Origin of the sequence: Streptomyces chilikensis, assembly GCF_001642695.1 — a bacterium.
Taxonomy (GTDB): domain Bacteria; phylum Actinomycetota; class Actinomycetes; order Streptomycetales; family Streptomycetaceae; genus Streptomyces; species Streptomyces chilikensis.
The window spans coordinates 1-26,739 of record NZ_LWCC02000172.1; the positions used below are offsets into that span (position 1 = coordinate 1).

At 69.9% G+C, this 26,739-nt stretch carries 18 protein-coding genes and 1 pseudogene; 12 read left to right on the forward strand and 7 right to left on the reverse strand.

Features of this window, described 5'->3' with window-relative positions; translation table 11 throughout:
* Positions 1-122: 122 nt before the first annotated feature.
* Genes A2U95_RS30495 through A2U95_RS30505 form a run of 3 tightly spaced genes read right to left on the reverse strand, consistent with a single transcriptional unit; the run spans position 123 to position 4,104 of the window.
* Positions 123-1,010 carry a DUF6339 family protein gene (locus A2U95_RS30495; protein ID WP_166029030.1) on the reverse strand — a complete coding sequence of 296 codons (888 nt, stop codon included), beginning with the start codon at positions 1,008-1,010 and terminating at the stop codon, positions 123-125.
* A 2-nt stretch (positions 1,011-1,012) separates the two neighbouring features.
* A complete protein-coding gene (locus A2U95_RS30500) occupies positions 1,013-1,993 on the reverse strand; it encodes a hypothetical protein (RefSeq protein ID WP_166029033.1) in 981 nt (326 codons plus the stop codon).
* Positions 1,990-4,104 carry a helix-turn-helix transcriptional regulator gene (locus A2U95_RS30505; RefSeq protein WP_166029035.1) on the reverse strand — a complete coding sequence of 705 codons (2,115 nt, stop codon included), beginning with the start codon at positions 4,102-4,104 and terminating at the stop codon, positions 1,990-1,992. Before A2U95_RS30505 ends, A2U95_RS30500 begins: the two co-directional genes overlap by 4 nt.
* 511 nt (positions 4,105-4,615) lie before the next feature.
* Here A2U95_RS30505 and A2U95_RS30510 point away from each other — a divergent pair.
* The 5 genes from A2U95_RS30510 to drmB all read left to right on the forward strand — a co-directional run bounded on the left by A2U95_RS30510 (position 4,616) and on the right by drmB (position 16,931).
* Positions 4,616-5,023, forward strand: coding sequence for a hypothetical protein (locus A2U95_RS30510; RefSeq protein WP_166029027.1), 408 nt, complete (start codon positions 4,616-4,618; stop codon positions 5,021-5,023).
* A gap of 160 nt (positions 5,024-5,183) precedes the next feature.
* Positions 5,184-9,947, forward strand: coding sequence for a DEAD/DEAH box helicase family protein (locus A2U95_RS30515; protein ID WP_166029037.1), 4,764 nt, complete (start codon positions 5,184-5,186; stop codon positions 9,945-9,947).
* Positions 9,944-11,854 carry a UvrD-helicase domain-containing protein gene (locus A2U95_RS30520; protein ID WP_166029040.1) on the forward strand — a complete coding sequence of 637 codons (1,911 nt, stop codon included), beginning with the start codon at positions 9,944-9,946 and terminating at the stop codon, positions 11,852-11,854. The genes A2U95_RS30515 and A2U95_RS30520 overlap by 4 nt, the downstream gene beginning before the upstream one ends.
* Positions 11,851-15,075: a helicase-related protein gene (locus A2U95_RS30525; RefSeq protein WP_166029042.1), complete on the forward strand. Its 3,225-nt coding sequence runs from the start codon at positions 11,851-11,853 to the stop codon at positions 15,073-15,075. The genes A2U95_RS30520 and A2U95_RS30525 overlap by 4 nt, the downstream gene beginning before the upstream one ends.
* The gene (drmB, locus tag A2U95_RS30530) at positions 15,072-16,931 is read left to right on the forward strand and encodes a DUF1998 domain-containing protein (RefSeq protein WP_166029044.1); all 1,860 of its coding nucleotides are present in this window, start codon (positions 15,072-15,074) and stop codon (positions 16,929-16,931) included. Before A2U95_RS30525 ends, drmB begins: the two co-directional genes overlap by 4 nt.
* A 1,150-nt stretch (positions 16,932-18,081) precedes the next feature.
* Here the strand turns inward: drmB and A2U95_RS30535 are convergent.
* A pseudogene (locus A2U95_RS30535) lies at positions 18,082-18,984 on the reverse strand (amidase family protein); the annotation flags it as partial.
* A gap of 142 nt (positions 18,985-19,126) precedes the next feature.
* Between A2U95_RS30535 and A2U95_RS30540 the strand changes: the two are divergent.
* The 3 genes from A2U95_RS30540 (at position 19,127) to A2U95_RS30550 (ending at position 21,601) form a co-directional block, all read left to right on the forward strand.
* Entirely contained in the window at positions 19,127-19,693 is a 567-nt protein-coding gene (locus tag A2U95_RS30540) for a hypothetical protein (protein WP_166029045.1), read from the forward strand.
* 147 nt (positions 19,694-19,840) lie between these two features.
* Positions 19,841-20,326 carry an RpnC/YadD family protein gene (locus A2U95_RS30545; RefSeq protein WP_166029047.1) on the forward strand — a complete coding sequence of 162 codons (486 nt, stop codon included), beginning with the start codon at positions 19,841-19,843 and terminating at the stop codon, positions 20,324-20,326.
* Between the two features lie 90 nt (positions 20,327-20,416).
* The gene (locus A2U95_RS30550; protein WP_240958451.1) at positions 20,417-21,601 is read left to right on the forward strand and encodes a hypothetical protein; all 1,185 of its coding nucleotides are present in this window, start codon (positions 20,417-20,419) and stop codon (positions 21,599-21,601) included.
* 142 nt (positions 21,602-21,743) lie between these two features.
* Here the strand turns inward: A2U95_RS30550 and A2U95_RS30555 are convergent, their stop codons facing one another.
* Complete coding sequence (locus tag A2U95_RS30555) at positions 21,744-22,199, reverse strand: DUF5707 domain-containing protein (protein WP_166029049.1); 456 nt, start codon at positions 22,197-22,199, stop codon at positions 21,744-21,746.
* A 486-nt stretch (positions 22,200-22,685) separates the two neighbouring features.
* Between A2U95_RS30555 and A2U95_RS30565 the strand changes: the two genes are divergently transcribed.
* From A2U95_RS30565 to A2U95_RS30580, 4 genes are all read left to right on the forward strand, one after another.
* On the forward strand, positions 22,686-23,360 hold the full coding sequence (locus A2U95_RS30565) for a lytic polysaccharide monooxygenase auxiliary activity family 9 protein (RefSeq protein ID WP_476756118.1): 675 nt from the start codon (positions 22,686-22,688) through the stop codon (positions 23,358-23,360).
* A gap of 145 nt (positions 23,361-23,505) precedes the next feature.
* Positions 23,506-23,796, forward strand: a complete 291-nt coding sequence (locus A2U95_RS30570) for a hypothetical protein (protein ID WP_166029051.1) — start codon at positions 23,506-23,508, stop codon at positions 23,794-23,796.
* Between the two features lie 86 nt (positions 23,797-23,882).
* On the forward strand, positions 23,883-24,623 hold the full coding sequence (locus A2U95_RS30575; protein WP_166029053.1) for a VOC family protein: 741 nt from the start codon (positions 23,883-23,885) through the stop codon (positions 24,621-24,623).
* A 104-nt stretch (positions 24,624-24,727) separates the two neighbouring features.
* The gene (locus A2U95_RS30580; protein WP_166029055.1) at positions 24,728-25,042 is read left to right on the forward strand and encodes a hypothetical protein; all 315 of its coding nucleotides are present in this window, start codon (positions 24,728-24,730) and stop codon (positions 25,040-25,042) included.
* Between the two features lie 87 nt (positions 25,043-25,129).
* Here the strand turns inward: A2U95_RS30580 and A2U95_RS30585 are convergent, their stop codons facing one another.
* Both A2U95_RS30585 and A2U95_RS30590 read right to left on the reverse strand, forming a co-directional pair.
* Positions 25,130-26,005, reverse strand: coding sequence for a hypothetical protein (locus A2U95_RS30585; RefSeq protein WP_166029058.1), 876 nt, complete (start codon positions 26,003-26,005; stop codon positions 25,130-25,132).
* The gene (locus A2U95_RS30590; RefSeq protein ID WP_166029061.1) at positions 26,002-26,589 is read right to left on the reverse strand and encodes a hypothetical protein; all 588 of its coding nucleotides are present in this window, start codon (positions 26,587-26,589) and stop codon (positions 26,002-26,004) included. Before A2U95_RS30590 ends, A2U95_RS30585 begins: the two co-directional genes overlap by 4 nt.
* Positions 26,590-26,739 lie beyond the last annotated feature (150 nt).

Below are 26,739 nucleotides of genomic sequence, written 5' to 3' on the forward strand. Positions count from 1 at the left end.
TGCAGTCCGAACCGCATGACGTCAATCGCCAAGGCGGTCCTCACCCTGGAGCGGCAACGCTGAAGAAGCTCAGTCGCGGGGAGGCGCTCTCCCCGCGACCAACCGGCAGCTTCTGTTGAAGGTTACGTTCCGGCCGATTCGGTGGTACGCCCTCGCACCGACGCCTCCGCGAACAGTTCCTCGAATCGCTCCGCCAGGTATGCGACTGCTCGCGGCCGCACCGGCCCGTCGTCCGGGCCCTCCGGGAGGGCCCGGCGTGGGACCGGGGGCGCCGAATCGGCTTCGGCTATCCAGGTCGAGAGGGCGCTGCCGTCCCACTCGTCGTCCTCGGCGAGCGCGTCGTACATCAGCGTGCTCGCCGCGGAATTGGTAACGACGGCCAGGGCATTGACCTCACGGCCGGTGGTCACCGTGCCGTTGTCGATCAGGCGTATCACCGCCTGTGCGGTGGGACGGTGGTCAATGACGTCGAGCCGGAGGATCGTGTTGAGCACGTCCTGGTTGCCGCACGCCACCACGGCCGGCCGGTAGTCCTTACCGTCGCGGAACAGCTCGGCCGCCCACCACAGGCGCGCGAACGCCTGGGTGTAGTGCGGGCCGGTGAAGCGCGCGGCGGGCACAGTAGGGCGGCTGCGGTGGCCCTTGCGGGGTAGGTGGCGCCACAGCACGTAGTCGGGGGCGACCGCCAGGGCGATGAAGTTCCAGAACCTGGCGTCCGCCGCCTCCCGCCGGGTGAGCCGCAGTGTGGCGTGCAGTCGGGGGGCGAGCCAGGCGTCGGCCTTGGTGTGGGCCTCGTCGTCGAACTCGCCCATCGCGAGGTCCAAGAGGTCACGCAGACGTCCGACCTCCGTACGGGCGCTCATGTCCTCGATCGGCTCGGTGACCTTGTTGAGCGCGATGTACGGCGGGGCCTCCTGGCCCGTGAGCAGGCCGGCAGAGAGGTACTTGGCCGCGTTGATGTCGGCGAGCAGGGCGAGCCGCTCCGGCAGGTGGTCCGGCTTGTCGATCACGGTCAGCTCTCCCTACGGGCTGTGTCTAGCGCACGGAAGGCCGTGCCGAGGTTCTTCGCGACCTTGGCCCGGCGGCCCGCTGCGTAGTTGATGCGGGGCTGAAGTTCGCTCCAGCCCGCGGATTCGATCCGACGGGCGTGGATCTCACGCAGGGCGTCGTCCCCGGACACGTCGGGAAGAACGTCGGCGAGCATGCTCTTCAGCACCGCGTCCTTCCAGCCGCCCGGCCACTCGACCTCGCCATGCCCCTCGGGGTCGAGACCGCTGACGGCCGCCTGGAAGACCGACGTCCACACCTCGGTGGCGATCTGCGTGGCGAGCATCTCCCTCATCGCCTTCGTCATGGGGTCGTGGGAGGTCGAGTTGAGCACCTCGGACACCCCCTCGAAGGACGTGTTGACGTGCACGACCGGCAGGTCGCCCGACGTCTCGACGATCCAGGGGGCGTCCTTGAACTGCTTCAGCCACTCCGGCCCTTCGGAGAAGTCGACCTCCTCGATCTGCATCTCCGTCTGCCGGACCGGCATCCGGGCCGTGAGGTCGACGATCCACGGAACGTCCGCGCGGCCGATCATGCGGCCGGGCACGTCGTCGGTCGTGCCGACCACGACGACGGTCAGTTCCGCGCGATGCAGATGCATGGACTTCCACATGCGGAGGTGACCCGTCCACACACCGCCCGTCTTCGGGCGGAGCTCTGCGGTGGTACGCGCGTTGGTCGCCTTCTCGGTGAGCACCGCGACGACCGTGACGTCCTTCCAAGGTCCTGCGGCGATCTCGGCCTCGGGCAGCTTGGCCTGGATCGACAGTCGAACGCTCTCCCAATCGGCCCGCTCGACCTGGTGCAGCGCGACGACCCTCTCCTGCGCGTTGAAGGCCCAGGTCTCCAGGTCGTGCTGGTAGACGCCCTCGCGCTCCTGGCGCACAGCTGTGACGTCCAACTCGACCGACCCGGTGAGCCGTCGATAGGGGTAGATCTTCACGCGGCGGCACCCTTCGCCTTCTGCAACTCCACGACCAGCCCGGCAAGTTGTGCACGCACCGGATGCGTCGACTCGTCGGTGACCGCGGTGAAGTACGCCTTCTTCTCGCCGCCGGCGAACAGCAGGCGGTCCCCGTCCACCACCTCGCAGTTCTTGACGGCCTCCAGAGCGGACCAGCCGACCACCGGCTTGGCCCCGGAACGCACGTCGAACTTCGCGACGGGAACGAGAGCGATCGGGTCCGGGGTTCCGGGCAGCTTGACCTCGACGGTGATGCTCCACGCACCGGACGGCTCGAGCTCGGCGTCGACACTCTGGATGACCGGCTGGGACTGTGCCGGTACGCGCGGCACAGCGGGTCCGACGCCGCCGTCGAGCTTCAGGAGATCGCGAAGGACCTTCGGGCCCTCCGTCTTCTTCTCCTGCGCCCGACCGACCAGTTGGCGTACGGCGGCGTTGGCGGACCGGGTGAACTCGGCCAGCCGCGTCTGCGCCCCGACGACGTAGACGGCGCGCAGTTCGTCCGTCGGCCCCCACTTGTTGTGCTCGGGCGGCTCGGAGGCACGGAGGAATTCTTCCGCCTGCTGAGCTCCGGTCACGTCGTCACCGGCGGCGTTGCCGGCGAGGAGCACCGCCTGGAAGGCGACGGATCCCAGCGGCAGCTCCGGCACACGGGCGGTCCGGATCACCATCCGACTTCCTCGCATGGCGACCATCTGGTTCGGCTTGCCGTCAGCGTCGTCGGCGGCGGTGACCAGGACGACGGCCTGGTGCTCGACGCCGCCGCCTCCCCCGTTCCGCTTCGCCGGCACACGCAGGGGGACGCGGGCGAGTGCCACCTGCCCGGTCTCGGTGAGGCGGTCGACGGTCTCGCCGTCCAGGTACGCCTGGAGGGCCCGGGTCCGGGACGGTTGTGCAGCCCTCGGGTCGACCGGCTCCTCGTCGACGACGACCCGTCCGTTGCGGAGCGTCCGCACCGAGGCTTCGAGCAGTGGTGACGCGGTGCGCCCCGAGGTCATGGCAGCCCAGAAGTTCTGCGCCAGCGCCTCCACCAAGCGGCGGTGCATGGACTCCACGCCGTCCGGATCCTCGATCTCCGAAGCCGGATCGGCCTTCCCGGCGACGTCGTGGGCGCCGACGATCAGGAAGCTGGTGCCCGGCTCCGAGCTCTCGCGGGTGAGATGCAGCTTCTCCACGGTCTGCTCGTCCGCCCACCAGGAGCGGGCGACGTCGTCACCGCGAGCCTTGTCCGGCTCCCCGAACCAGGCGGGGCCGGCCCACTGCTTGCCTCCGGCCTCGTGCCACGGCAGGTCCAGCCGGCCGATCAGCCGACGCTCGGTCCGCCCCTCGTGAGGTTCCGAGAGCGTGGAATTGATCAGGACGAGTCCGAGACGGCTCGTGGCCCACAGTGTGGCCTTGCCCAGGCCGTAGGAACCGCCGGCGCCTGCGGACTTCTTGTTGCTGTCGAGCTGGCGGCGAACCACGGCGGCGAAACGGCCGTCCTCGTAGTCGTCGCCGATCAGGCCGGTGGCGTTGTAGTCGTCGACCCTGAGCAGCACGAGGCGACCGCGTTCCCGCAGCTCCTGCAGTCCCTGGTGGAGGACCTTGCTGACCTTCTGGTCCTGGCCTGCCGCGGCCTCGTAGTGCGGGGCGAGCTGGTCCCACTTGAGTGCGTCCAGGAACCGGTTCAGGTGCTCGCCGCTCAGTTCGTGGATCGTGTACCGCACCCGGACCGGTCGGGTGGTGTCGAGCCGTTCGTCCAGGCTGTTCTGCGTCGCCTCACGCGCCAGGACGCCGACATCGGCGTCGAAGGCGAACGCCGCCGCGTTGCCGAACTCCCGCCCGCCGTCCGGATGCGCGGGCCTGTGGTACCAGCCGGTGGTGACGCTGCCGGCTATGTCCGAGGTGCGCAGATGGACGGTGGCGCTGTCCACGCCCAAGGCCCTGGCGATGTCCAGCATCGTCTCCTCACGGGGAACCGCCCGCCCCGTGATCCACGCCGACACCGCTGCCCGGGTCAGGCCGACCTCCTTCGCGAGATCGGCCTGGGTCATGCCCGCGCGGGCCAACTGGCGCCCCAGCCACGGACCGAAGTCCTCCCCGACCTCCATAGACCGAGACCCTCCCCGTCAACCTGCTTGTACTACTGACCTGGGGAACCGTAGCACCCATTTGACACGCACGTCCGGCGACAACGTTGATTGACATCACCCAGAAGCGGAGCCCCTATAAGGGAGTTTCTTCCGCGCTCCATGACCGGCCTCCAGCCACCGGCAGGCCGACCACCCATGCCATCCGGGTCAGGTGCGGCGTCAAGTACGACCCGTCGCCGAATTGCCCTATTTTGCGCCCGAGATCCGATATCGACTCCCGCATCGATGCGAGCCGAGCAGCGATTCAACCAGTCACACCACATGGCAATCCGATTACCCGTTGACTCCCAACTGCCGCCAGGACTACTGTTGTTCGTCAGGAGCCAACAGCCTCAGAAGTACTTCTTCGACCCACAGGACACGTGTGTCGATTTCCGGAATTCACCGACCTTCGACCCGAAATGCCCCGTCATGCACCAGAACCTTCGGTTAGCGGCTCGCGCCCTCGACTGAAAGCAGGAACTGCCTCATGCCCGACGCCTCCATGTCCGCGGACGACTCCTCGGACTGCACGAACCCTGAGCTGGCCCGCGCCCTTGGATTGGTCCAGCAGTACGACTCGATGGAGGACCCGCAGCTCAGGTCCGACTTCTTGGACGCGATGGGTATCACCCGTCCCGTCATCGACAACCTTCGTCGGTTCATCGCCCGCGAGAACCGCAAGGCCGCCCAGGCCCGTGCTATGGATTCGGGGCCCGGTGTGGAGAAGGGCGAGGTCGGTCATGAGTTCCGGCAGAAATCGCGCATTCGCCCGAAGCGGCGTTCCCAGCCCATGAGTGGGCCGCCCGGTCGTAAGGACATCAGGCGTCACCGCAGGAGGGTTCGGATTTCGAGGTATCCGAAGGGCTATCTGGTCATCATCATTCCGCTTCCCTGAGCCGAGTCCCGATTCCGGGACTCGGCAGGGAACTACATCTCAGCTCAATCGGCACCGCCATGCGCCGGGTCCGGCTGTCGTTGCTCCGGCGGCGAACGACTGGTCGGACCCGGCCAGCGGTGCAATTCAACAAAACACCTGCAAGTGGGGGGGAATCCACATGGCTCACGCAACTACGGAACCGAACTCGGCGGACGTCCTGAACGTCGTGAACGACCAGTCGCGACGCACCCTGGAGACCTACCGGGTCGACCCCGGTCTGGTCCAGGAGCACGCCAACAGCGAGCGACGTATCACGCAGGGCGGCTACGGCGACCGGCAGCTCTACGAGATCGTCCAGAACGCCGCCGACGAGGTCGCGAACGAGCCGGGCGGAACCATCCACGTGGTCCTCACCCAGGACCACCTCTACTGCGCCAACGTCGGCACGCCCGTCACCTCGGCCGGCGCCGAGACCATCCTTCGCATGGGGGTCTCCCGCAAGCGTGGAGGGCAGATCGGCCGGTTCGGTGTCGGCGTGAAGTCGTACCTGGTGGTGTCCGACGCTCCGCAGTTCTTCAGCACGACCGGCGCCTTCGGGTTCGACCGCGTCTGGTCGCGGACCGAGATCGCCGGGGCTGCCGGCTTCGAGCCGGACTCCGACTTCGAGGCCCCGGTGCTGCGCATGGCCCGTCCGCTGGACGAGGCCCGGGAGCGTCGGCTCGACCCGGTGCTCGACGAGCTCCGCGGATGGGCCGTCACCGTCGTGCGGTTGCCGTTGCTCCCCGGTGCCGCGGCACGTCTCGCCGGCGACATCCACAACCCGAAGGGCACGCAGGGCCGGCAGGAGTTCCCCAAGCTCTTCCAGTTGTTCTCCTCCCACGTCGGCAAGGTCGTCCTGGAGGACCGGCGTGCGATGCCGATCGTCCGCCGAGTGATCACGGTCGAGCAGAACGGCGTGCGCCGTGTCATCCACGAGACGGGCACGGGTCGCACGAGCTCCAGTGAGAAATGGAAGGTCTTCACCGTCGCCCACTCGCCGGGCGATCAGGCCCGCGGCGCCGCCGGCGAGCTGCACGACCGGGCGACCATCGACATCTCCTGGGCGGTGCCCGAGTACTCCGGTGCCGCTCCGTACGCGAACCCGGCGAGTGGTCGCGGTCGATTCTGGGCCTTCTTCCCGACCAACTACGAGATGACGTTGAGCGGGGTGCTCAACGGCGCGTGGAAGACGAACGAGGACCGGCAGAACCTGCTGGACAAGAGTGCCTTCAACCAGGAGCTGCTGCAGGTCGCGGCCAGACTCGTGGTCGAGTCGCTGCCGCAGCTCGCACCGGTGGCCGACCCCGGCGCCTACCTTTCGTTCCTGCCCGGTCGTCTCAAGGCCGTCGAGACCCTTTCCTGGGCGGACGAGATCCTCACCCGCCGGATCTGGGAGTTGACGGCCGAGCTCCCGTCCCTCCCCGACCAGGACGGCAAACTGCGCGTCCCCAAGGACGTCGAGGTCCATCCCGACGAAGGTCGTCGAGCCGGCAAGGGGCTCTCCCCGAAATGGCTGGCCATGTGGCACTCCTACCCGGGGCGGCCGAGGAACTGGGTGCATCCGTCCGTCGAGGCCAACGACACCCGTTCCGGAAAGGTCCAGCACATCCTGGCGGCGGCCGGACGGCAGCGTGCATCCGTCGTCGAGTGGCTGGAGGCTCTGGTCTCCGACCGCCGTCCCGAGGCGTCGGCCGTCGCGGTCCGCATCCTGGCCGACATGATCGGGACGAACTCGCCGTTCGCCGAGTCCGCGCGTCGTGCCCGCATCGTGATGACCGAATCCGGCGATCTCGTCGCCCCGGAGGCCGGTCGCGTGTGGCAGCGGGACCAGGCCGACGGGCTCAAGGACGATCTCGTCTACGCGCACCCGTCGCTCACCGAGGACCCCACCCTCCGCCACGCCCTGAACATCATCGGCGTCCGTGAGGCGGACAGCCGTGGTCGCTTCGCAGGAGTCCTCGACCAGGGTTTCGCCCGCTACCGCGACCGCGATTGGCGTCTGTTCTGGGAGTTGTTCCGCAGGGCCGGCGGTCATCACGCGCTCGGCGAGATCCGCAGCCGTTACCCGAACCTGCAGGAGACTCTGCACGTCCTGACGCTGGACGGTGAGTTCCACCCCGTGCGGCAGTGTCTGCGGCCGGGTCCGATCGTGCCGGAGGACGGCTCGCGGGACGCCTCCGTCGCGGTGGACATGACGTTCCACTCCGACGACGTGGCCGTCTTCCGCGACCTGGGGCTTTTCGCCGTGCCCACGCGTGAGACGCAGGACATCCAGGACTCCTGGTACGAGGAGTACCGGACGGCCGTGTACGAGGCCTACTGCCGGACCCTCGGCACCAGGAGCCGCCCGACGATCGGCCGGATGAGGACGGAAGGTTCACCGGTCCCCGACTCCCTGCACCTGCTCCTGCGGCTCTCCGACGAAGGTCGTGCCGCCTACCTCAAGGCGATTCCCGACCGTCTGATCGTGGACCGCTGGATCCGCCAGATCGGCACCGCCTCCGGCAGCCGTGAGGCGATCCCGTCGCCTGCGCGCTGGCTGATCCGCAAGTACGGCACCGTCCCCACCTCCCAGGGCCCCCGTCGTCCGGCCGAGGCGGTCGGACCGCAACTCTCGACGTACGCCGATGTGCTGCCCGTGGCGGACATCAGCGAGGAGAAGGCCCGCAAGCTGGGACTGCCCGACAAGGTCGACCTCGTCCCCGAGAACCTGTGGACCAAGCTGGGAGAGCAACTGCTCGCCAGTGACGACGACTCTTTCGTGGGCAGCACCTACGTGCTGATGACCCGGCTTGACCTGCCCTTCCCCGAGGGCCTCACGCGGTGCCGGGTCGGCGACGCGTGGGAGACCCGGGATGACGGCGAGATCGCTGTGGCGGCTTCGGAGGCCGAGTACAGGGAGCTGCGCGCCGAGCGCCTGCCGGCCCTCCTGGCGGGAAGTGCCGAGGACGCCGAACTGCTCACCGAGAAGTGGGGGATGCTCTCCTTCAGCGACGTGATCAGTAGGGAAGTGCGTCATGTCCCCGCCGGTGAGCCGATCGCCCTGCGCGACGCCTACCCGACGCTGCGACAGCGGTTCGGCAGCGCGGTCAACAACTACGAGATCCAGTACTGCTCCGAGCTCGAGGAGGTGACCAAGACCCCGAAGGGCAGCAACGGCATCGCCCTGCACAGCGTCGTGCGCGGCAACACCGTCCTGGTGACCGCCGAGCTCGAGTCGAAGCGTCTCGCCACTCTCACGACCGTCGACAAGGAGCTGAAGCTCGGACTGGGCGAGGTCGGTTGTCGCGCCCTCCTCGAGGCCCAGGAACGCCAGGAGAAGGACCAGGAGCTTCAGCGGACGATCAAGGCGATCCGCTCCGCCGACACCATCGCTCTCAAGCTCTCCTTGCTGATCGGCGCGGAGGCGCTCAAGGAGCGTCTTCCCGCCGGCCTCCTCGACAGCGAGCGTGCCGAGCGCGGGGAGCCGTCCGCCGAGCGTCTGGGCGAGATGGCGTACAACTCCCACGACGACGGCGTCCTGCAGGTGCACGCCAGGGACATCCAGGCACGGATCCCGAACGCTCCGTCGTCCTTCACCGGTGCCTCCACGGCGGTCAAGTTCGTCTCCGACCTGGGCTTCCCTGACACGTTCGCCGGTGCCCGTACTCCGTCCCCCGCGCCTCGTATCGAGGTCGAAGGACCTCGGGAGTTCCCCCTCCTGCACGGCTACCAGGAGCGTCTGGCCGCCAACGTCTTCGACATGCTGGCGCGTCTTACGCCCCAGCGCGGGATGCTGTCCCTGCCGACGGGCGCCGGCAAGACCCGCGTCACCGCGGAGGCGGTGATTCGCTGGATCAAGACCGAAGGCGTCCTGGAGGGTCCGATCCTCTGGATAGCCCAGTCGATCGAGCTGTGCGAACAGGCCGTGCAGAGCTGGAAGTTCGTGTGGGAGAAGGTGGGTGCGCAGCGTCCGCTGACGATCAGTCGTCTCTGGAGCTCCAATGAGGCAGGTCCGGTGAGCGGTGACGACCCGCATCTGGTCGTCGCGACCGACGCCAAGCTCGGGGTCTGCCTCAACACCGACAGTTACGCCTGGCTGCGCAATGCTGCTCTGGTGATCGTCGACGAGGCGCACGTGGCGACCACCAAGGAGTACACCGGGATCCTGGAGTCCCTCGGGCTGACGCAGTACCGCACCGACCGGCACCTGCTCGGTCTCACGGCGACCCCGTTCCGCGGCAACAACGAGACCGAGACCCATCGTCTCATCACCCGTTTCGGCGGTCGTCGCTTGGACGACGGCGTCTTCGAGACGGAGCCCTATGCCGAACTGCAGTCGCTCGGCATGCTGGCCCACGTCGATCATCGCGTACTGGCCGGCGGCACCATCGAGCTGAGCCAGGAGGAGAAGCAGCACGCCGAGAAGATGCGCGTGCTGGCAAAGGGCGCGGAGCAGCGCCTCGCCGACGACCACGGCCGTAACCGGCGCATCATGGACGAGATCCTCGCCATGCCGAAGGACTGGCCCGTCCTGGTCTTCGCGACCTCGGTCAGCCATGCCAAGTTCCTTGCCGCCAAGCTCAACGATGCCGGTGTCGGGGCTGCTGCCGTGGACTCCGCGACCAGTGCCACCGAGCGCAACAACCGCATCAGCGCCTTCCGATCGGGCCGGCTGCGCGTCCTGACCAACTACGGGGTGCTCACCCAGGGCTTCGACGCCCCGGCCACCCGTGCCGTGGTCGTCGCCCGCCCGACGTACAGCCCGAATGTCTACCAGCAGATGATCGGCCGGGGTCTGCGGGGCAAACTGAACGGCGGCTCCGACCGCTGTCTGATCCTCAACGTGCGGGACAACATCAGCAACTACGGCGAGTCCCTCGCCTTCACTCAGTTCGAGCACCTCTGGAAGGAAGGCGCGTGACCGACGTCTTCACCGGCACCCCGCCCCTCACCCCCGAGCAGCAGGCGGTCGTCGACCAGCCTTGGGACGCCCGGCTCCTGGTGACGGCGGGGGCCGGCGCGGGAAAGACCCACACGCTGGTGCGCCGGCTGGACGCGCTGGTGGGCCACGAGGAGGACGCACTGGAGGCCGGAGAGATCCTGGTCCTCACGTTCTCCCGGGCCGCCGCGCGCGAACTCCGGGACCGCATCGCCCGCTACGGGGACCGCGCCGGTCGGGTCCGCGCGCAGACCTTCGACTCGTGGGCGTACTCCCTCCTCACCAACGCGTACCCGGACGAGGAGTGGGGGCGCCACAGCTTCGACGAGCGCATCCGACAGGCCGAGTCGGCCATCACCAAGGGCGCGGTCGAAGCCGTGCACCCGGTGGCGCCCGCCCACATCGTGGTCGACGAGGTCCAGGACCTCGTCGGTGATCGCCGGCTCATGGTAGAGACCTTGCTCGACCACTTCCAGGAGTCGTGCGGCTTCACCATGGTCGGCGACCCCGCCCAGGCCATCTACGGGTTCCAGGTGAAGGACCCGCAGGAGCGGGCGCTGGAGACGAACGCCTTCTTCGACTGGCTCCGCGCCTCCTATCCGGACGACTTGGTCGAGCTCCACCTCACGGAGAACTTCCGGGCTTCCACCGATGAGGCCCGGACCGCGCTCCCGGTGGGCCGCTCCCTGCAGGCCTTGCCCTCCGCCCCGGACAAGGCGACGACTGCGGCCGAGGAGATCCACGACCGGCTCCGCGTCGCGCTGATGGACCAGCCGTCGTTCGGCGGGTTCACCGACCGGTTCGTGCTCGACTCGCTCCGCGACTTCCCCGACTCGTGCGCGATCCTCTGCCGGGACAACCGGCAGGCGCTGCTCATCTCGGAGACACTGTGGGAGAACGGCGTCCCGCACCGGTTGCGCCGGTCGGCGCAGGACCGTCCCGTGCCGCCCTGGGCAGCCGCCCTGCTGCGCCGCACGTCCTCGGAGACGCTCACCCAGGAACGCTTCCGTGAGCTGATGGCGGAGGTTCCGTTGTCACCGGACACCGAGGTCGAGCGCTGCTGGCGCTCCCTGCGGGGTGTGGCACGGGCCAGGAACGGTTTGCTGGACCTGGCCCGGGTGCGGCGGTCGATCGCGGAGGGTTGGTTCCCGGACGACCTGGCTCCCAAGGAGCCGTCGCCGCTCGTCGTCTCGACGGTCCACCGGGCAAAAGGGCTGGAGTTCGACCGCGTCCTGGTCGTCGAGCCCTCTCCCGTCGCACAACTGCGCAAGCAGTTCGACGACGTGGACGTGCCGGCGGAGGCCCGTGCCCTGTACGTGGCCATGACCCGCCCCCGGTACGACCTGTACCGGATCACGGCCCCGGAGTCCTGGCGCATGCGGTACCACCGGGCCCTGGACCGCTGGTACGTCGGCGGTCGGCAGCGGTGGGAGCGGTTGGGTCTCGAGGCCAAGGGCCAGGACGTCTGCAGCGAGCACCCGCCCGGCACGGACGGCTTCGAGGACTCGCCGGCCGCGCTCCAGGACCACCTCGCCGCCTCGGTCCGCCCCGGGGACCCCGTCGTGCTCCGCAAGCTGCACGACCTTCCGGTCGACGAGGGCCAGAGCCCGCCCTACGTGGTCCTGCACGAGGGCCGCCCGGTGGCCATGACCTCCGAGCGCTTCCGTCGAGACCTGCACACCTCGTTGAAGGTGAGCAGGAGCTGGGAGGTCAGGTGGCCGAACGAGATCCACGGACTGCGGATCGACACACTCGAGACCGTCGCGGGTAGCCGGGCGTCCGGCAACCGCGCCGGACTCGGGGAACACGGTGTGTGGCTGGTGCCCCGGCTCTCGGGGCTCGGCCGTTACAAGTCGGGCGAAGACGCCGGGGAGGGCGACAACCAATGACACGAACTGCCGATACGCCGAGCCGCCACGCGGCTCACTACGAGGCACGTGACAGCCTTGTCACGCAGCTCCGTCGGGACCTCATGGGCCCGGGAGCACCGGACGAGGTGCTGACGCACGACGCCCCGATCACGACCTACCCGATCGGCGTGCTGTTCCCTCGTCCCGCCGACGAGCGGGCGGCGGAGGCCACCGCGAGCGACAACCGGGAGCAGGAGGCCGACGTCGCGCCGGAGGTGCGACGCGGTGACGCGGAGGAGCGCGGACTCGAGGCCGGTGTCTCCCTGGCGAACGACCGTCGCCCCTCCTCCATGGGCCTCACCTTCGCCGTCGACCCGTCCGTCTCCCGCACCGTTGTGGTCGCTGTCGAGGCCGCCATGTACGAGCCGGTCGACGAGGCGGGCAACACGATGGTCGTCAAGCGGTCGACGGCCCGGAGCACTTCCGACCAGCGGGAAAACTGGCGGCGGAAGCCGCTCGAACTTCCCGAGGTCGAGATCGACGTCACCCGACCCGACATGACCAGGCACGACTTGGCCGAGGGCATACAGTTGCGTGCCCTCGTGCGCAGGCCGGCCGCGACCGGAACCGTCACGGTCACCGTGACTCTGGTCAACGAGTTGAAGGTCAGTGAACGCGAGCTGCAGGACGCCTACAGCCTGTTCCAGCCACGCGTCACGGTAACGGCGCCCGGTGGCGTCGAGGCCTTCGTGGAGCGGCCCGCGCCGCTGGGTGCGGTGGACTCCGAGCAGGCCGCCTCGCGGCTGCTGCACCGCCACGCCCCCACCTTCGCCGCCGGTCACGGCTGCGCCGCCGCCTGGGACTGGACTCCCCCTCCCATCGGCGCGTCGATGACCGAGCGCGCCGCGGTGAGCGAGGTACGCACGGAGTTCGTCCCCGCATACGAGGTCCTGCTCACCGACTCCAACCCGGAGATCGATGACGCCGCACTCACCATGCACGGCCTGGCGACCCGGCCCGACGCCGACGTGTTCGCGGCCCTGGAGGGTCTGGCCTCCGGCTACGCCGAGTGGATCGCCGGGAAGCGTGCCGAGGCGAAGCACCTCGCCGGCACCTCGTTCGCGGAGGCCGCCGAGGCGCAGCTCGAGGCCTGCGACACCGCGCTCCGCCGTATCCGCAACGGCATCCGTGTGCTGCGCGAGGACCCGACGGTGCTGCGTGCCTTCCGGTTGGCCAACGAGGCGATGGCCAAGCAGCGGGCACGCGGTGTGTGGGTCAGGAACGGTCGGCACGGGGTACCGGACGTGGAAACCGGTCGGTGGCGCCCCTTCCAGATCTCCTTCATGCTGCTCTGCCTCGAAGGCATCGTCGACCCGGGTCACGACGACCGTGAGGTCGCCGACCTCCTGTGGTTCCCGACCGGCGGCGGCAAGACCGAGGCGTATCTCGGTCTCATCGCCTTCACCACGTTCCTGCGTCGCATGCGCAAGGGCGCGAGCGGCGCGGGCGTGACCGTGCTGATGCGGTACACCCTCCGCCTGCTCACTCTGCAGCAGTTCGAGCGCGCCACCCTGTTGATCTGCGCGATGGAGCAGCTCCGTCAGGAGCACGCGGGCACGCTCGGCCAGGAGGAGATCTCCATCGGCATGTGGGTGGGGCAGTCCGCCACCCCGAACGACCTGGTGACCGCGGACGACAGTCTGAAGGAACTCCGCAAGGGCAAGGAAGGGCTCCAGGAGAAGAACCCCGTCCAGCTTCACGCCTGCCCGTGGTGCGGCACCAAACTCGACGCCTACCAGTACGAGGTGGACCTTGAGGCCAAGCGCATGCATGTCCGATGCCCGGACTCCACGTGCGACTTCGCCCGCGGTCTCCCGGTCCATCTGGTCGACGAGTCGGTCTACCACTGGCACCCGACGCTGATCATCGCCACGGTCGACAAGTTCGCCTCCATGCCGTGGCGCCCGAAGACGGCAGCCCTGTTCAACCGTGACCGGGCGGACGGCACGCCGCCTCCGGAGCTGATCGTCCAGGACGAGCTCCACCTCATCTCCGGCCCGCTCGGCACGCTCACCGGTCTGTACGAAACCGCCGTGGACGTCCTCGCCGAGCAGCCGAAGGTAGTGGCCTCCACCGCGACCATCCGTCGCGCCGCCGACCAGGGTCTCGCCCTCTTCAACCGGGCGGTTCAGCAGTTCCCGCCGGCCGGTCTCGACTCCCGCGACTCGTGGTTCGCCGTCGAGACGCCCCGTGAGCAGAAGGCGAGCCGCCAGTACGTCGGCCTGCTCACCCCGAGCACCAGCCAGTCGACGCTGCTGATCCGCACATACGCCACGCTGCTGCACCAGGCACAGCGGGCGGCGACCACGGAGACCGTCCGGGACGCCTACTGGACGCTGGTCGGCTACTTCAACAGCCTCCGTCTGCTCGCCGCGGCCGAACTCCAGGTGCATGACGACGTCGTGGCCTACCTGGAGTACCTCGCCCAGCGCGACGAGATGCCGACACGCCGCATCCGGGAGCAGACCGAACTGACCAGCCGCGCCAACTCCTCCGAGGTACCGCGTCGTCTCAAGCAGATCGAGAAGAAGCTGCCGCACGAGGAGACCGTCGACGTCCTGCTCGCCACCAACATGATCTCCGTCGGCGTCGATGTGGACCGCCTCGGCCTGATGGCCGTCATGGGCCAGCCGCAGACCACCGCGGAGTACATCCAGGCCACCAGCCGCGTGGGTCGCGCCCACCCGGGCCTGGTCGCTGTCATGCTCAACTCGGCACGATCACGTGACCGTTCGCACTACGAGAACTTCCAGCACTTCCACTCGGCCCTCTACCGGGAGGTCGAGTCGACGTCCGTGACCCCGTTCTCGTCGCGTGCGCGCGAACGCGGCCTGCACGCCGTGGTGGTGGCACTCGCCCGCATCCTCATCCCGGAGGCCGCCGACAACGCGGCCGCGGGCCACATCGAGCGGTACAAGGACCGCTTGTACGAGGAGATCCTTCCGCTCCTGCGCGATCGAGTCCGCTCGGTGAACGACGAGGAGGTCAAGAACACCGAGAAGGACTTCGAGGACTTCGTCGAGTGGTGGCACGGCACCGCCGCCGCGAACGGCGGCCTGTACTTCGAGCGCAGGCCCGGTCAGAAAGCGCCCGCCCTGCTCAACGCTTTCGACGAGAAGGCCACCGATTCCTGGCCGACCCTGTGGAGTCTGCGCGACGTCGACGCCGAGTCCGCCCTGTTCCTGGAGAACTCACGATGACCCCACCCCCCACCCGCCGCCGGCGTGGCCCCGGTGTCCCGACGACGCCGCTCCTGCCCCGCAAGGGCGCGGTCCGCCGCGCTCAGATGATCACGACCTACGGTGTCGGCTCGATGGTCGCCGTGGACAACGAGTCGTTCATTGTCGCAGGCATCGACTCCTGGGACGTCAAGGACGCCCCGGAGATCCACGAGCACCGTCTGGCCCGGACCCTCGGCGTCAAGTCCTTCCGGCTGCCGCCGGCGTCCGACGAGAAGAGCCGGGACGGCGTCCGGGTCCGTCGCTTCCCGCTGTGGCACTCCTGCCCTGAGTGCAACGTCCTCCAGCCCGTCCGGAAGTTCAACTCCCCGCCGGGCACGAACGAGTGCGGCGACTGCAAGGAGGATCTGGTCCCCTCTCGCTTCGTGGTGGCCTGCACCAACGGCCACCTGGACGACTTTCCCTACTGGAAGTGGCTCCACCGCAACAACCGCGAGGACGGCGCCACCGGAGCCTGCGGCGGCACCCTCAAGCTCACGACGAACGGCCGGACCGCCTCACTGCGCTCCATCGTGATCTCCTGCTCCTGCGGTGTCCCGGAGGTCTCCATGGAGGGCGCCTTCCGCAGCAGCGCGCTCAACAACCTCGGTGTCCGCTGCGAGGGCCGCCGTCCGTGGCTCCGTGACGCGCCCGCCGAAAGTTGCTCCGAACCCCCACGCACACTGCAGCGCGGTTCGTCCATGGCCTGGCAGCCGATCGTCCGCTCCGCGCTCTCCATCCCTCCGTGGAGCGGCGGCCTCGCAGCAAGCCTCGCGCCCTATCTGGAGGAACTGCACGAGTGTGAGGAGGACGACGCGCAACTGGCCTTCGCACTCAAGCTCATCTCCAAGAAGGATCCGAACCTGGCCGCGATCTCGGTCGATTCGGTTAAGCAACTCCTGCGGGCCGAGAAGGCGGAACTCGAGGATCTCGGTGAGGAGCCCACCCACGACACTCATCGGCTCGCCCTGCTGAAACAGGAGTACCGGCGGCTGAGGACCCCGAGCCGCGAGGTGGACGGCACCCATGACGACGAGTTCGTCTGCGAGCAGCCGACGGGTGACACCTCACCGCTGGGCGAGTTCGGCATCGTCGAGCCGATGCTCGTGAAGCGCCTGCGTGAGGTGCGTGCCCTCAAGTCCTTCACCAGGGTGATCGCCCCCGACTCCGCGCTCGAGGACCAGATCACCGAGGCTCCCATCGCCCTGACCGAGCAGAACTGGCTGCCGGCCATGGAGGTCCGCGGCGAGGGCGTCTTCCTCCGCCTCGACGAGAAGCGCCTCGACTCCTGGGCTACCCAAGAGGAGGTGACCCACCGCGTCGAGCGCATTCGTGCCAACCACGAGCGTCTGCTGCGGGAACGCGCCTCGGACCCGCAACACGTCCCGCCGTCCCCCGCAACCCCGCGTCTCGTCCTTCTCCACACGCTGGCCCATGCGTTGATCACTGAGTGGAGCCTGGATGCCGGTTACCCGGCGGCCTCCCTTCGCGAGCGTCTCTACGCCGAGGAGACCGGTATGGCAGGCCTGCTGATATACACCGCCACCAGCGACTCAGCCGGCAGCCTCGGCGGCCTCGTCGCCCAGGGCGAACCCGACCGCCTGGTGGCCACCCTGCGCTCCGCCGTCCGCCGCGCGGAATGGTGCAGCGCCGACCCGCTCTGCATCGAGTCCGAGGCGGCGGGCGCCGGCAGCATCAACCTCGCCGCGTGTCACGCGTGCGTGCTCCTCCCGGAGACAAGTTGCGAACGGAACAACGGGCTTCTGGACCGTGCCTTGTTGGTGGGGACCCCGGAGGATTCCTCCATCGGCTTCTTCCATGAGCTGCTGGTCGACTGACGTCGGGACAAGCTGCGTGTGAGGGCCTACTCGGCCCTCACACGCATATGCGACGGTGATGCTGCCCTCGGAAAGTTAACAGGGCGGTGAGCCCCACCCCCTTGACGTACTTCGCCAGACTAAGCCCGTCTACGTCCATTCAGTCACTCAACTAGAACATATTCACGTATCATTCAATCGATAACGGTCATCTTCAATCGGATCGTCGGTCTAAAAGATGCAATTACTTGATAATGAGCCGAAGCCCCAGGTGAGCAGCTTTAAGCTCCTCCGTGAGCAGTGACGAACCGCTCGTCATCCTGGAGGTAGAGCATGAGCGAGAGCCAGAGGACCCGTACGTGCAACACGTGCGGGAAGGCGGGCCACGACAGGCGGACGTGCAGCGTCCCGTCCAACGCCGGCAAGTGCAGTGTGTGCGGCTTCCGCGGGCACGACAAGCGTAATTGCCCCGCCAAGTGAGACCCGATCCGTGAGTTCCTGCCGCATTGTTCGCGGCTGGAACTCACCACGGTATCGGGAGTGCCTCGATCAATCGGACAACAGCTGGGCCAGGCCGAACCGGCACTCGCTCGTTCCAGTGTGACCGAGTGGGCCCGTCACCAGCCGGACAGAAGCGGGACGGATGCCTGGGCAGGCAGTCGCCGTCGGGGTAGACCGTGTCACGTTTGGTGGCGGACCGTGTGCCGCTGTCCGAATGCACTCTGTTCCTCTGAGCTAGGGCCAGCACGAGGGCCTGCACCTGTTCTCCATGGTGATCCAAGGGCACTCGCCTGTCGTGCGAAACCCACACTGGGTGGGGATTTTTACGGGCATCCGTGCGCTTGACCTAATTCGGGAGGGAAGGCCCACAGTGCCTGCAGGGAGAGGGATCACGTGACAGAAATACGAATCGTTCCCGACACCGGGACGTTCTGGAGTTCACGCCCAGGACGAAATGGGTGGAGCACCGGGAGGAACGGCTGAGCCTGCCGCCAGGTTATGTGGACGAGCGGATGGGCAACGTGTGGACCGCCGGGTGCCCCGGGTGGGTCGGCGAGCGCGATGTGCACCCGGAAGCCGGGTCGTGGCTCGGGCTCGACGCGCCGCAGGTGAGGGCGCTCATGGCTGGCCTGAGGGCACAGAGTACCCGGGGACGCCGGACGGGAGCCCTACGCTGGTGCCTGGAGCCGCCGGTCTCCCGCTCGAGCAGCTCGGCCAGCCGCAGCGGGGTGCGGTCCTCGAACATCGGGCCGATGAGCTGCACTCCCACCGGGAGGCCGTCGGGGGACAGGCCCGTCGGTACGGCGGTGGCGGGCAGGCCGGGCATGGCGGTCAGGCCGGGCATGGCGGTCAGGCCGGCCCAGACGAGCTGGTCCAGCAGGAGCGTGAGGTCGCGGGCGCTGCGCGCCATGGGGCCGACGACGGCGAGGTCGAGGTCGACCGGCAGTGCCGGAGCGGGCGGCGGGACCATACCGCGGTTCGCCACCAGCCCGAGTGTCGGCTTGTGCGCGTGGACACCGCAGAAATGCGCGGGGGTGCGCAGGGAACCGCCGATGTCGGAACCGATGGACAACGCGCCGAACCCGGACGCCAGGGCCGCCGCCGATCCGCCGGACGATCCGCCCGAGGTGCGGGCATGACGCCACGGGTTGTTGGTGGTGCTGTAGATCTCGTTGAAGCTCTGCACATCCTGCAGCGCCAAGGGCACGTTGGTCTTGCCGAGCACCACCGCGCCTGCGGCCTTGAGCCGTGACACCTGTACCGCGTCCTCGGCCGGCACATGGTCCCGGTACCGCGGCATGCCCCAGGTCGTGGGCAGGCCGGCGACGTCGTAGGACTCCTTGACCGTCACCGGAATTCCGAGCAGCGGCCGGACCTCGCCGCGGGCGCGCGCCCGGTCGGCACCGCGCGCGGCTGCCCGCGCACGGCCGAAGTCCGGCACACAGATCGCGTTGATCACCGTGTCGTCCCGCTCGATACGGGCGATCGCCTCTTCGGTCAGTTCCTCCGATGTCACTTCACCGACACGTAAGGCGGCCGCGAGTTCCTCCGTGGTCCGAAAGCTCCACTCCATGGATCGGACCGTAGCGGCCTTCGGCAGGGGGCATAAAATGCCGATTCGCGCCATGGAACAGATGGTCACAGCCGGCAGTCGGGCGAATTGCTCTCCGTGGCCGGGACCCGCCATGGCGGGTCGAGACCGACGAGGGGGCATCGTGACGCGGGCGTACTCGCCGATACCGGAGCTGAACCTGCTCAAGGAGTTCGAGGAGCGGATCGGTCCGGTGTACTACTCGGACGGGTTCGAGCTCATGGAGTACGGCGGGGGCGCGAGTGCCGGCACGTGGTCGGAGGATCCGGAGTTCCTGGGCCGGCTGATCCCGTTCGCGCAGGCCAACGGCTCGGGGTCCGAGTACGCGGTGTGGCGCTGCGACGACCGGGCGGACCTCGCCACGCTCCCCGTCGTCCTGCTCGGCGACGAAGGGGAGCTGTACGTCATCGCGGCGGACCTGCGGGAGCTGTTCCGGCTCCTGGCCGTCGACAGCGAGCCGCTCGTCGACATCGGATTCCTCGCCGCCGCGGTGTCCGAACCCGAAGGCGGTGAGGGTGAGGGGCGCCAACACAGCCAAGGCCACCGGGAGTTCCTCGTCTGGCTGGAGGAGACCTTCGGCCTGCGGCCGCCGTCGCCGGAGGACCTGCGCGCGCTGTGGGACGGACGGAAGGAGCTCGACGCCCGGTTCCGGGCGTGGGCCGGCCGGTTCGTCGAGCTGCACGAGAACTGACGGCCAGCAGGCGCCGCCCTGGGCACGCGCAAGGAGGACAAGGCCTCCACCGCCGCATAGGCCCGCGAACCGATCCGCATCGGGCTGGCGAAACGGCCGACGCTGACGCTGGAGCCACTGGTCATCGGTCCGCACAACACGGCCATCGTGAACAGCCCGGAACAGGCGGCGCAGGACATCGCGATCACCGTGCTCTCGGCGATTCTCCACCGCGACGACGATGCCTGCCCGGCCATACTGGAAGCCCTCTCCAAGGCCCTCCACGACCTGGAGAGCGTCGACGAAGAACAGGCCCGCTGCTACACCGAACTCACCGCACAAGGCCTCGGCAAAGGCCGGGCGGGCGACATCTGGAGGAACCTCGTGGCCCACGACCTCTCATTCTTCACCTCCCCCCTCTCCGAAGAGATCCGCGACGAGGGCCGCGCCGAAGGCGAGGCGAAAGGCAAAGCGGAGCTGATCATCCAGCTGCTCGAGCACCGGGGGCTGCAGATCTCTCCCGACGACCGTGCCCGCGTCACCGGCTGCACCGACCTCGGCACCCTCGACACCTGGTTCACCCGCGCCATCACCGCCGCGACGAGCCGTGACGTCTTCACGGACGAGGACCGGGACGAGGGCCTGCAGAACTGACCGCGCCGGAACCGGAGGGGGCGAGGCCGACGAAAGCGTGTCGCGCGTGCGGACGGTAACCCCGGGCCGACGAAACGCGTTGGAGGGGTTGTGTCAGATCCTTCCGCGAGCACCAGCAGGGCGGCGGCCGCCCCGGCGGCCGACAAGGCCCAGCCCCTGCCCTTCATCCTGACCGCGCGGCAGGGCGAGGCGGCGCGCACCCTGCTGAGTTACGTGACCTCACTGCCGCTGCCCGACCCCGCCGCTCAGCTCCTGGCCGTCGTGGTGGCCATCCGGGCCGCACGCGGTGGGGCCGGTCATCTCACCGGAACCGACCTGTCCGCGCTGCGCCTGGGCGACGCCCGGGCGGCCGTCGACGCCCTTCGCGCCCTCGGCTGGCAGGTGGACGAGGCGGTCTTCGACAGCGATCCCGCGGCGCCGGTGGGCACCGTCGTCGTCCCTGATCTGACCGGCGGGACGGACCGTCCGCTGGCCTTCGGAGAGCGCGCGCGTTCGCGCGTGTCCGGATGGGTGTCACGGACGCTGTCCGCCAAGCCGGTCAAGAAGCTCCCGCCCGCCGGGAGACTGGCCGCCCTGTTCCTGGCCGCCCACGGCGCCTGCGAACTCCGCGAGGAGGTTCCGCCCCACCTTCCCGCGTCGTGCCGGCCCGTCCTGGCGGACCTGCTGGACAGGGGTTTCCTCGCCGACCTCTCCGGCGAGCGGTACCGCCTGGCCCCGCAGGTGCGTCATCTGAGCGGACTGCGTCCGCACGAGGAGGAGCAGCAGAGGAAGGATCCGTCGAAGGCCCGGGGCTTCCTGTTCACCGACGAGGCCTGGGAGGCGTGGAAGGACGCGTGCACCCCCGCCCTGCGCCGGCACGTGGAGAGCGTCGAGGGCTGTGCCCTGTGCGCACTTCCCCGGGAGCGGGTCGCGGAGGCGTTCATGGTCCAGGCCGAGCCGGTGGTGGTCCGCCGCGGCACCGAGACCGTCTACGGCCAGTGGAAGGACGCGCACCCGGACCGGGGTCCGCGGTCCGCCGAGTTCACCGTCGCCTTCCGGGCGGCGCACGGCCACGGGCCGTCGTTCAAGCAGCTGTTCACGGGGCTGGGCTGGGACGTGCCCAAGCGCCCCCAGCTGCGCGCCTTCGCCGTGGGACGCCTGACGTCGAACGGGTGGCTGACCACCACCGGGCACGTGCCCTGGACCCTCCGCCCGGGGCCGGCGGCGCAGGAACAGGGCATCGCGCTGCCCCGGGCACGGACTCCGGCGTCCGGTGCCGCCCGCGTGCCGCGGTGATGTCCTGGCGCCGCCGCGGTGACCTCGCGGTCCGTCGCGGTCCATCGGGCTGCCGGGCTGCCGGGACACCCCGCGCCACGACGCCTCGCCGTGCCGTCCGGCCCTCCCGCCGGCCGCTGCCGGCGGGAGGGCCGGGCGGGCGTCACCTCGTCGTGAAGGTGGCGGTGCGGTCGGCGAAGGCGGTGGTGCCGTCCTCGGCGGTGGCGAGGGTGGCGACGTGCCAGGTGCCGGGGACGGTCCCGGCGAGGTCCTCGGTGGTCACGGGGACCTCGTAGGCGCAGACGACGGTGTCGCCCCCGGCGGCGGCGCAGTCGGCGGACTCGACCTCGGCCATGTCCTTCGCGGTCAGCTCGTCCTCGCTGAACGGGCCGTCCTCCGGCCAGGCCAGCACCTTCAGGCTCTTCACGCCGGAGGGCGCCGTGACCTCGGTCCTGAAGGCGACGGAGCCGTCCCGCTCCGCGGTGGGGGCGGTGTAGCGGACGGAGCTCTCCGCCAGGACGGGCGGCTCGTCCGCGGTGCGGGCGACGGCGAACGCGCCGGCGCCTCCGAGAACCAGCGCCGCGGTGACCACGGACAGGACGACGGTACGACGAGACATGGGACAACCCCCGTGAGAAATGCTGCAGACGTGGTGGATGTGGCGGGCGATGCGTCTTTGCCGCGCGCCACTGCACCGATCCTCGCCGCCGGGGAACGGCGCGGCCTGAGCACGGATACTCAACCCGGCCTGAGTGATCGCGCGGCGGTACCGGCGGCACGAGGCGGTGCTCCCCGCGCCGGCCCGGGTGCTGATCCTCGCGGCTCCGGCGCCGGAGCCGGAGCCGGAGCCGGAGCCGGAACCGGAGCCGGTGCCGGAACCGGAACCGGAGCCGGAGCCGGTGCCGGTGCCGGAGCGGCGCCCGCCCTCCTTCCCCGGCCGCCCCGGGTGGATCTTCACCCGTTGCCCGAAAGGTGTCCGTGGGACGTACATAGTTGTATGAGGCATGTGAGGCCTGGGAATTCGCTGTTCCGCTCCCCCGCCCTCCGGCCGTAGCGTTGGGAGCGCTCCCAAGGAGTTCCTCCTCACCCGAATCGGAGTCCCCCCATGCGTGAGTCCCACTTAACCTCCGCCCGCACCCGTTCAGCCCTCCGCCGGCCCTTCCAGGCGGTCCTCCTGCTGCTCGCCGTGGTCGCCGGCGCGCTGACCTGGACGGGCACCGCCCAGGCGCACGGCTCCGTCGTCGGTCCCGCCTCCCGCGCGTACCACTGCTGGGAAGCGTGGGGCGACGACCACATGAACCCGGCCATGGCGCAGGAGGATCCCATGTGTTGGCAGGCCTACCAGGCCAATCCCAACACCATGTGGAACTGGATGAGCATGCTCCAGGACGGGCTGGGCGGCCAGTTCGAGTCGCGGATCCCCGACGGGAAGCTCTGCAGCAACAACCACCCGAACTTCGAGAGCCTGAACAAGCCCGGTGCGTGGAAGACGACCACCGTCGGCGACAACTTCTCGGTCCACCTGCGTGACCAGGCGTCCCACGGCGCCGACTACTTCAAGGTCTACGTGAGCAAGCAGGGCTTCGACCCCAAGACCCAGACCCTGGGCTGGGACGACCTCGACTTCATCACGCAGACCGGCCGCTTCGCCCCGGCGCAGGACATCACGTTCCCCGTCCAGACCTCCGGCTACTCCGGACACCACATCGTCTTCACGATCTGGCAGGCCTCGCACCTCGACCAGGCCTACCTGATGTGCAGTGACGTGAACTTCGGCTGATCCGCGCAGCGCCGCACGCCGGTGACCGGGTCACCGGCGTGCGGCCGGGTTCCGTCGGAGCGGATGACCCGCGGGGTTGGCCGCTCCGGCGGAGCTCGCCCGTTCCACGAGGGGCGGCGCCGTCCCCTCGTGGCAGTCCGGTGCGATGAGACCCTGGAGCACCTCCACCGAGAGGGCGTTGCGGCACCTGCTCGACGAGTGGGATCCGATCGGCGTCGCCGACGACGTGCGGGACGAGTACGACTGCATGCTCGCCCCTCTGCTCGGGCGGCTTCAGCAGGGCGCCGGCCGGGCGGAGATCGGCGCGTTCCTGACGCACGAGTCGCGGGACCACTTCGGGCTCGATCCCTCGCTCCTGCGGCCGGACGCGACGGCCGCGCGGGTGATCGCCCGGTGGACGGGCGGCGGCCGGACCGAGGGCGCCACCGGCCCGTAGCCGCTCCCTCCGGCGGTCGTGGGGGACGCCGCCGAATCCGGTCATGAGCATCGACCGCGCGACACGGCGTGCATAGGATCACCCGCATGGCGCTGCAACTCGTGCAGGTGAACATGAAGGCCCACGACCCCGAGAGGGTCGGCCGGTTCTGGGCGGAGGCGCTCGGCTGGGAGGTCTCCGTGGAGGGACCCGGCGTGCTCAACCTCGAGCCCGTCGGCTTCGACTGGCCGGACCCCTCCGCCGTGTGCATCGACGTCGTCGCCTCCTCCGAACCCAAGACGGTCAAGAACCGGATCCACCTCGACCTCGCCAGCACCTCGAGGGCCCACCAGGAGGAAACGGTGGCGCGCCTGCGGGAGTTGGGAGCGGAGCCCGTGGACGTGGGCCAGGGCGGCGACGTGCCCTGGACGGTCCTGGCGGACCCGGAGGGCAACGAGTTCTGCGTGCTGGATCCCCGCGAGGTCTACCGGGACACCGGGCCGATCGCCGCGGTGGTGGTCGACTGCGCGGATCCGCGGGCCATGGCCCGGTTCTGGGGCGAGGCCGTCGGGTGGACCGTGCGGGAGGTCGCCGACGACCACGCGTCGCTGCGCTCCGCCCAGGGTGTCGGGCCGTACCTCGAGTTCGTCCGCACGCCGGACGCGAAGACCGTGTGGAACCGCGTCCACATCGACCTGCTGCCGAGGCCCGCCACCGAGCGCCCGGCGGAGCTGGACCGGCTGAAGGCCCTCGGCGCGACCGAGATCGACCTCGACGCCGGTGTGCCGTGGGTCGTCCGCGCCGACCCGGAGGGCAACGAGTTCTGCGTCCTCGGCCGGGCGGTCTGACGGGCGGGACGCACGGTGGCGGCGGTACCGGTGGGGAGCCGGGCGCCCGTCGCGTGGTGACGGGGCGAAGGGGCGCGGGAACAGTGACCAGGGGGCGGGACGGTATGTGGGAACCGATGGTGCACGTGGCGTTGAAGGGGGACGTGGTCGCCCTGTGCGACGCGCCGATCGACGCGTGGACGCCTCGGGCGGAGGACCCCGAGCAGGCGACCTGCCCGGAGTGCGTGGGCACGTACGTCGAGGGGTGGGACGCGGCGCAGGAGACCCCGGAGGGGATGGAGATTCCCCCCGGGACCCCGGTGACGCCGGCCGAGCAGCCGTGGGGCGGGAGCCGTGTGGTCCTCCTGCTGCTGGCGGCCGCCGTGGTCCTGGGCCTCGCGTCCGCCGCGGTGGCGCTGCTGGTCGGCGGGATCGGCTGAGCGGCTGCCGGTGATAGCCGCCGGAGGCGGCCGAACTGCTGCCGGAGGGGCCGGGGCGGGCCGCCGGGCACGCCGGGCACGCCGGGTTCAGCGGCGCAGCAGGCGGCGGAGCCGCGCGCGGATACCGCCGGAGGGCGGGGGCGCGGTGGACGGCGGACCGCCGTCCACCGGCGCGCTGTCCACCGGCACGGTGCTGCCGGGCCCCTCTTCCGGCTGCCGCGGCGCTTCGGCGCTCCGCGCCACCGGCTCGCCGAGGTGCCGGACGCGCCGCAGCGCCTCCTGGTAGCCGAGCAGGGCCGCGTCCCCGACGGGCAGCGCCGCCAGGTCGCAGCCGGGCCCGTGGTCGGCGGAGTGATGGCAGCCGGGGCACTGCCGTGCGGGCGGCGGCGCGCCCCAGGAGACGGCGCCCTCCAGGAGCGACCGGGCCCGTCGGAGCGCCTCCTCGTACCCGAGCAGGGACGCGTCCTCCACGGACAGGACGCCCAGCTCGCAGCCCGAGTGGTGCGTCCCGGAGTGGTCGCAGGACGGGCACCGCGCCACGGGCGGCGGCGCGCCGGTGACCGGCCACCCGCTCTCCACCAGCGACCGGGCGTGTCGGAGCGCCTCCTCGTACCCGAGCAGGGACGCCTCCTCCACGGACAGGACCCTCAGGTCGCAGCCCGGGTGGTGCCTGCCGGAGTGGTCGCAGGACGGGCACCGCGCCACGGGCGGCGGTGCGCCGGTGTCCAGCGCATCGCTCTCCACCAGCGACCGGGCGTGTCGGAGCGCCTCCTCGTACCCGAGCAGGGACGCCTCCTCCACGGACAGGACCCTCAGGTCGCAGCCCGGGTGGTGGGTCCCGGAGTGGTCGCAGGACGGGCACACCGGGGCCGGAGCCGGGCCCCCGTGGGAGAAAGCGCGGTGGTACACCGTGCGGGGCGGTTCCCCGTCCCGTCCGGCCGGTCCTGTCGTGTCGTCCGTCATGTGATCCCTCGCAGAAGCCGACGTCTGCCGAGCCGGCGGCGCACCGGCTCGTACGCGCTCCACACGACCTCCCCCACCGCGGCGCACGCCGCGACCGCGGACGCCGCCCAGCGGAAGGCCGTGTCGGAGGCGGTGCCCGGCCCCGGCGGGAGGAGGACCAGCGCCACTCCCGTCCACAGCACCACCAGTCCGCCGCTGTACGCGACGTAGGCGCGGCCCCGCCAGCGGTTCCACAGGTCGAAGTCGTGGCGCTGTTCGTCGCGGAGCAGGCGCCGGCGGTCGGTGTCCGCGAGTTCGTCCTCGGTCCACCAGGCGGTGAGGTCCGCGTACGAGTACAGGTGCCGCCGGGCGTGGAAGCCGAACTGCACGCAGGTGACGAAGAGGAGCGCCGAGAGGGTCAGGCAGAACAGGGCGGGGCCGGGCCAGCGGAACTTGTCGCTGTCCGCGCCGACGACGCCGATCGCGGCGACCGAGAAACCCGCGAGCAGCGGGGCGGCGACGTTGGTGACCGCGTCGACGGCGGCCCCGAAGCCGAGCGGTGACGGCTTCCGCCACGCCGGCCCGACGGGTCCGTTCCGGTTCATCCGCCCCCTCCGCCAACTCCCGTCCCGTGCGAAGACCTTAGGCGCAGGGAGGGCCCCGGGGCCAGCCGGTCCGCCGGGCCCCGGGGCCGGTCGCGCGGTGGCCGGCGCCGGCGCCGGCCGGGGCCTCGTGCGCACCGGCGTGACCCCGCC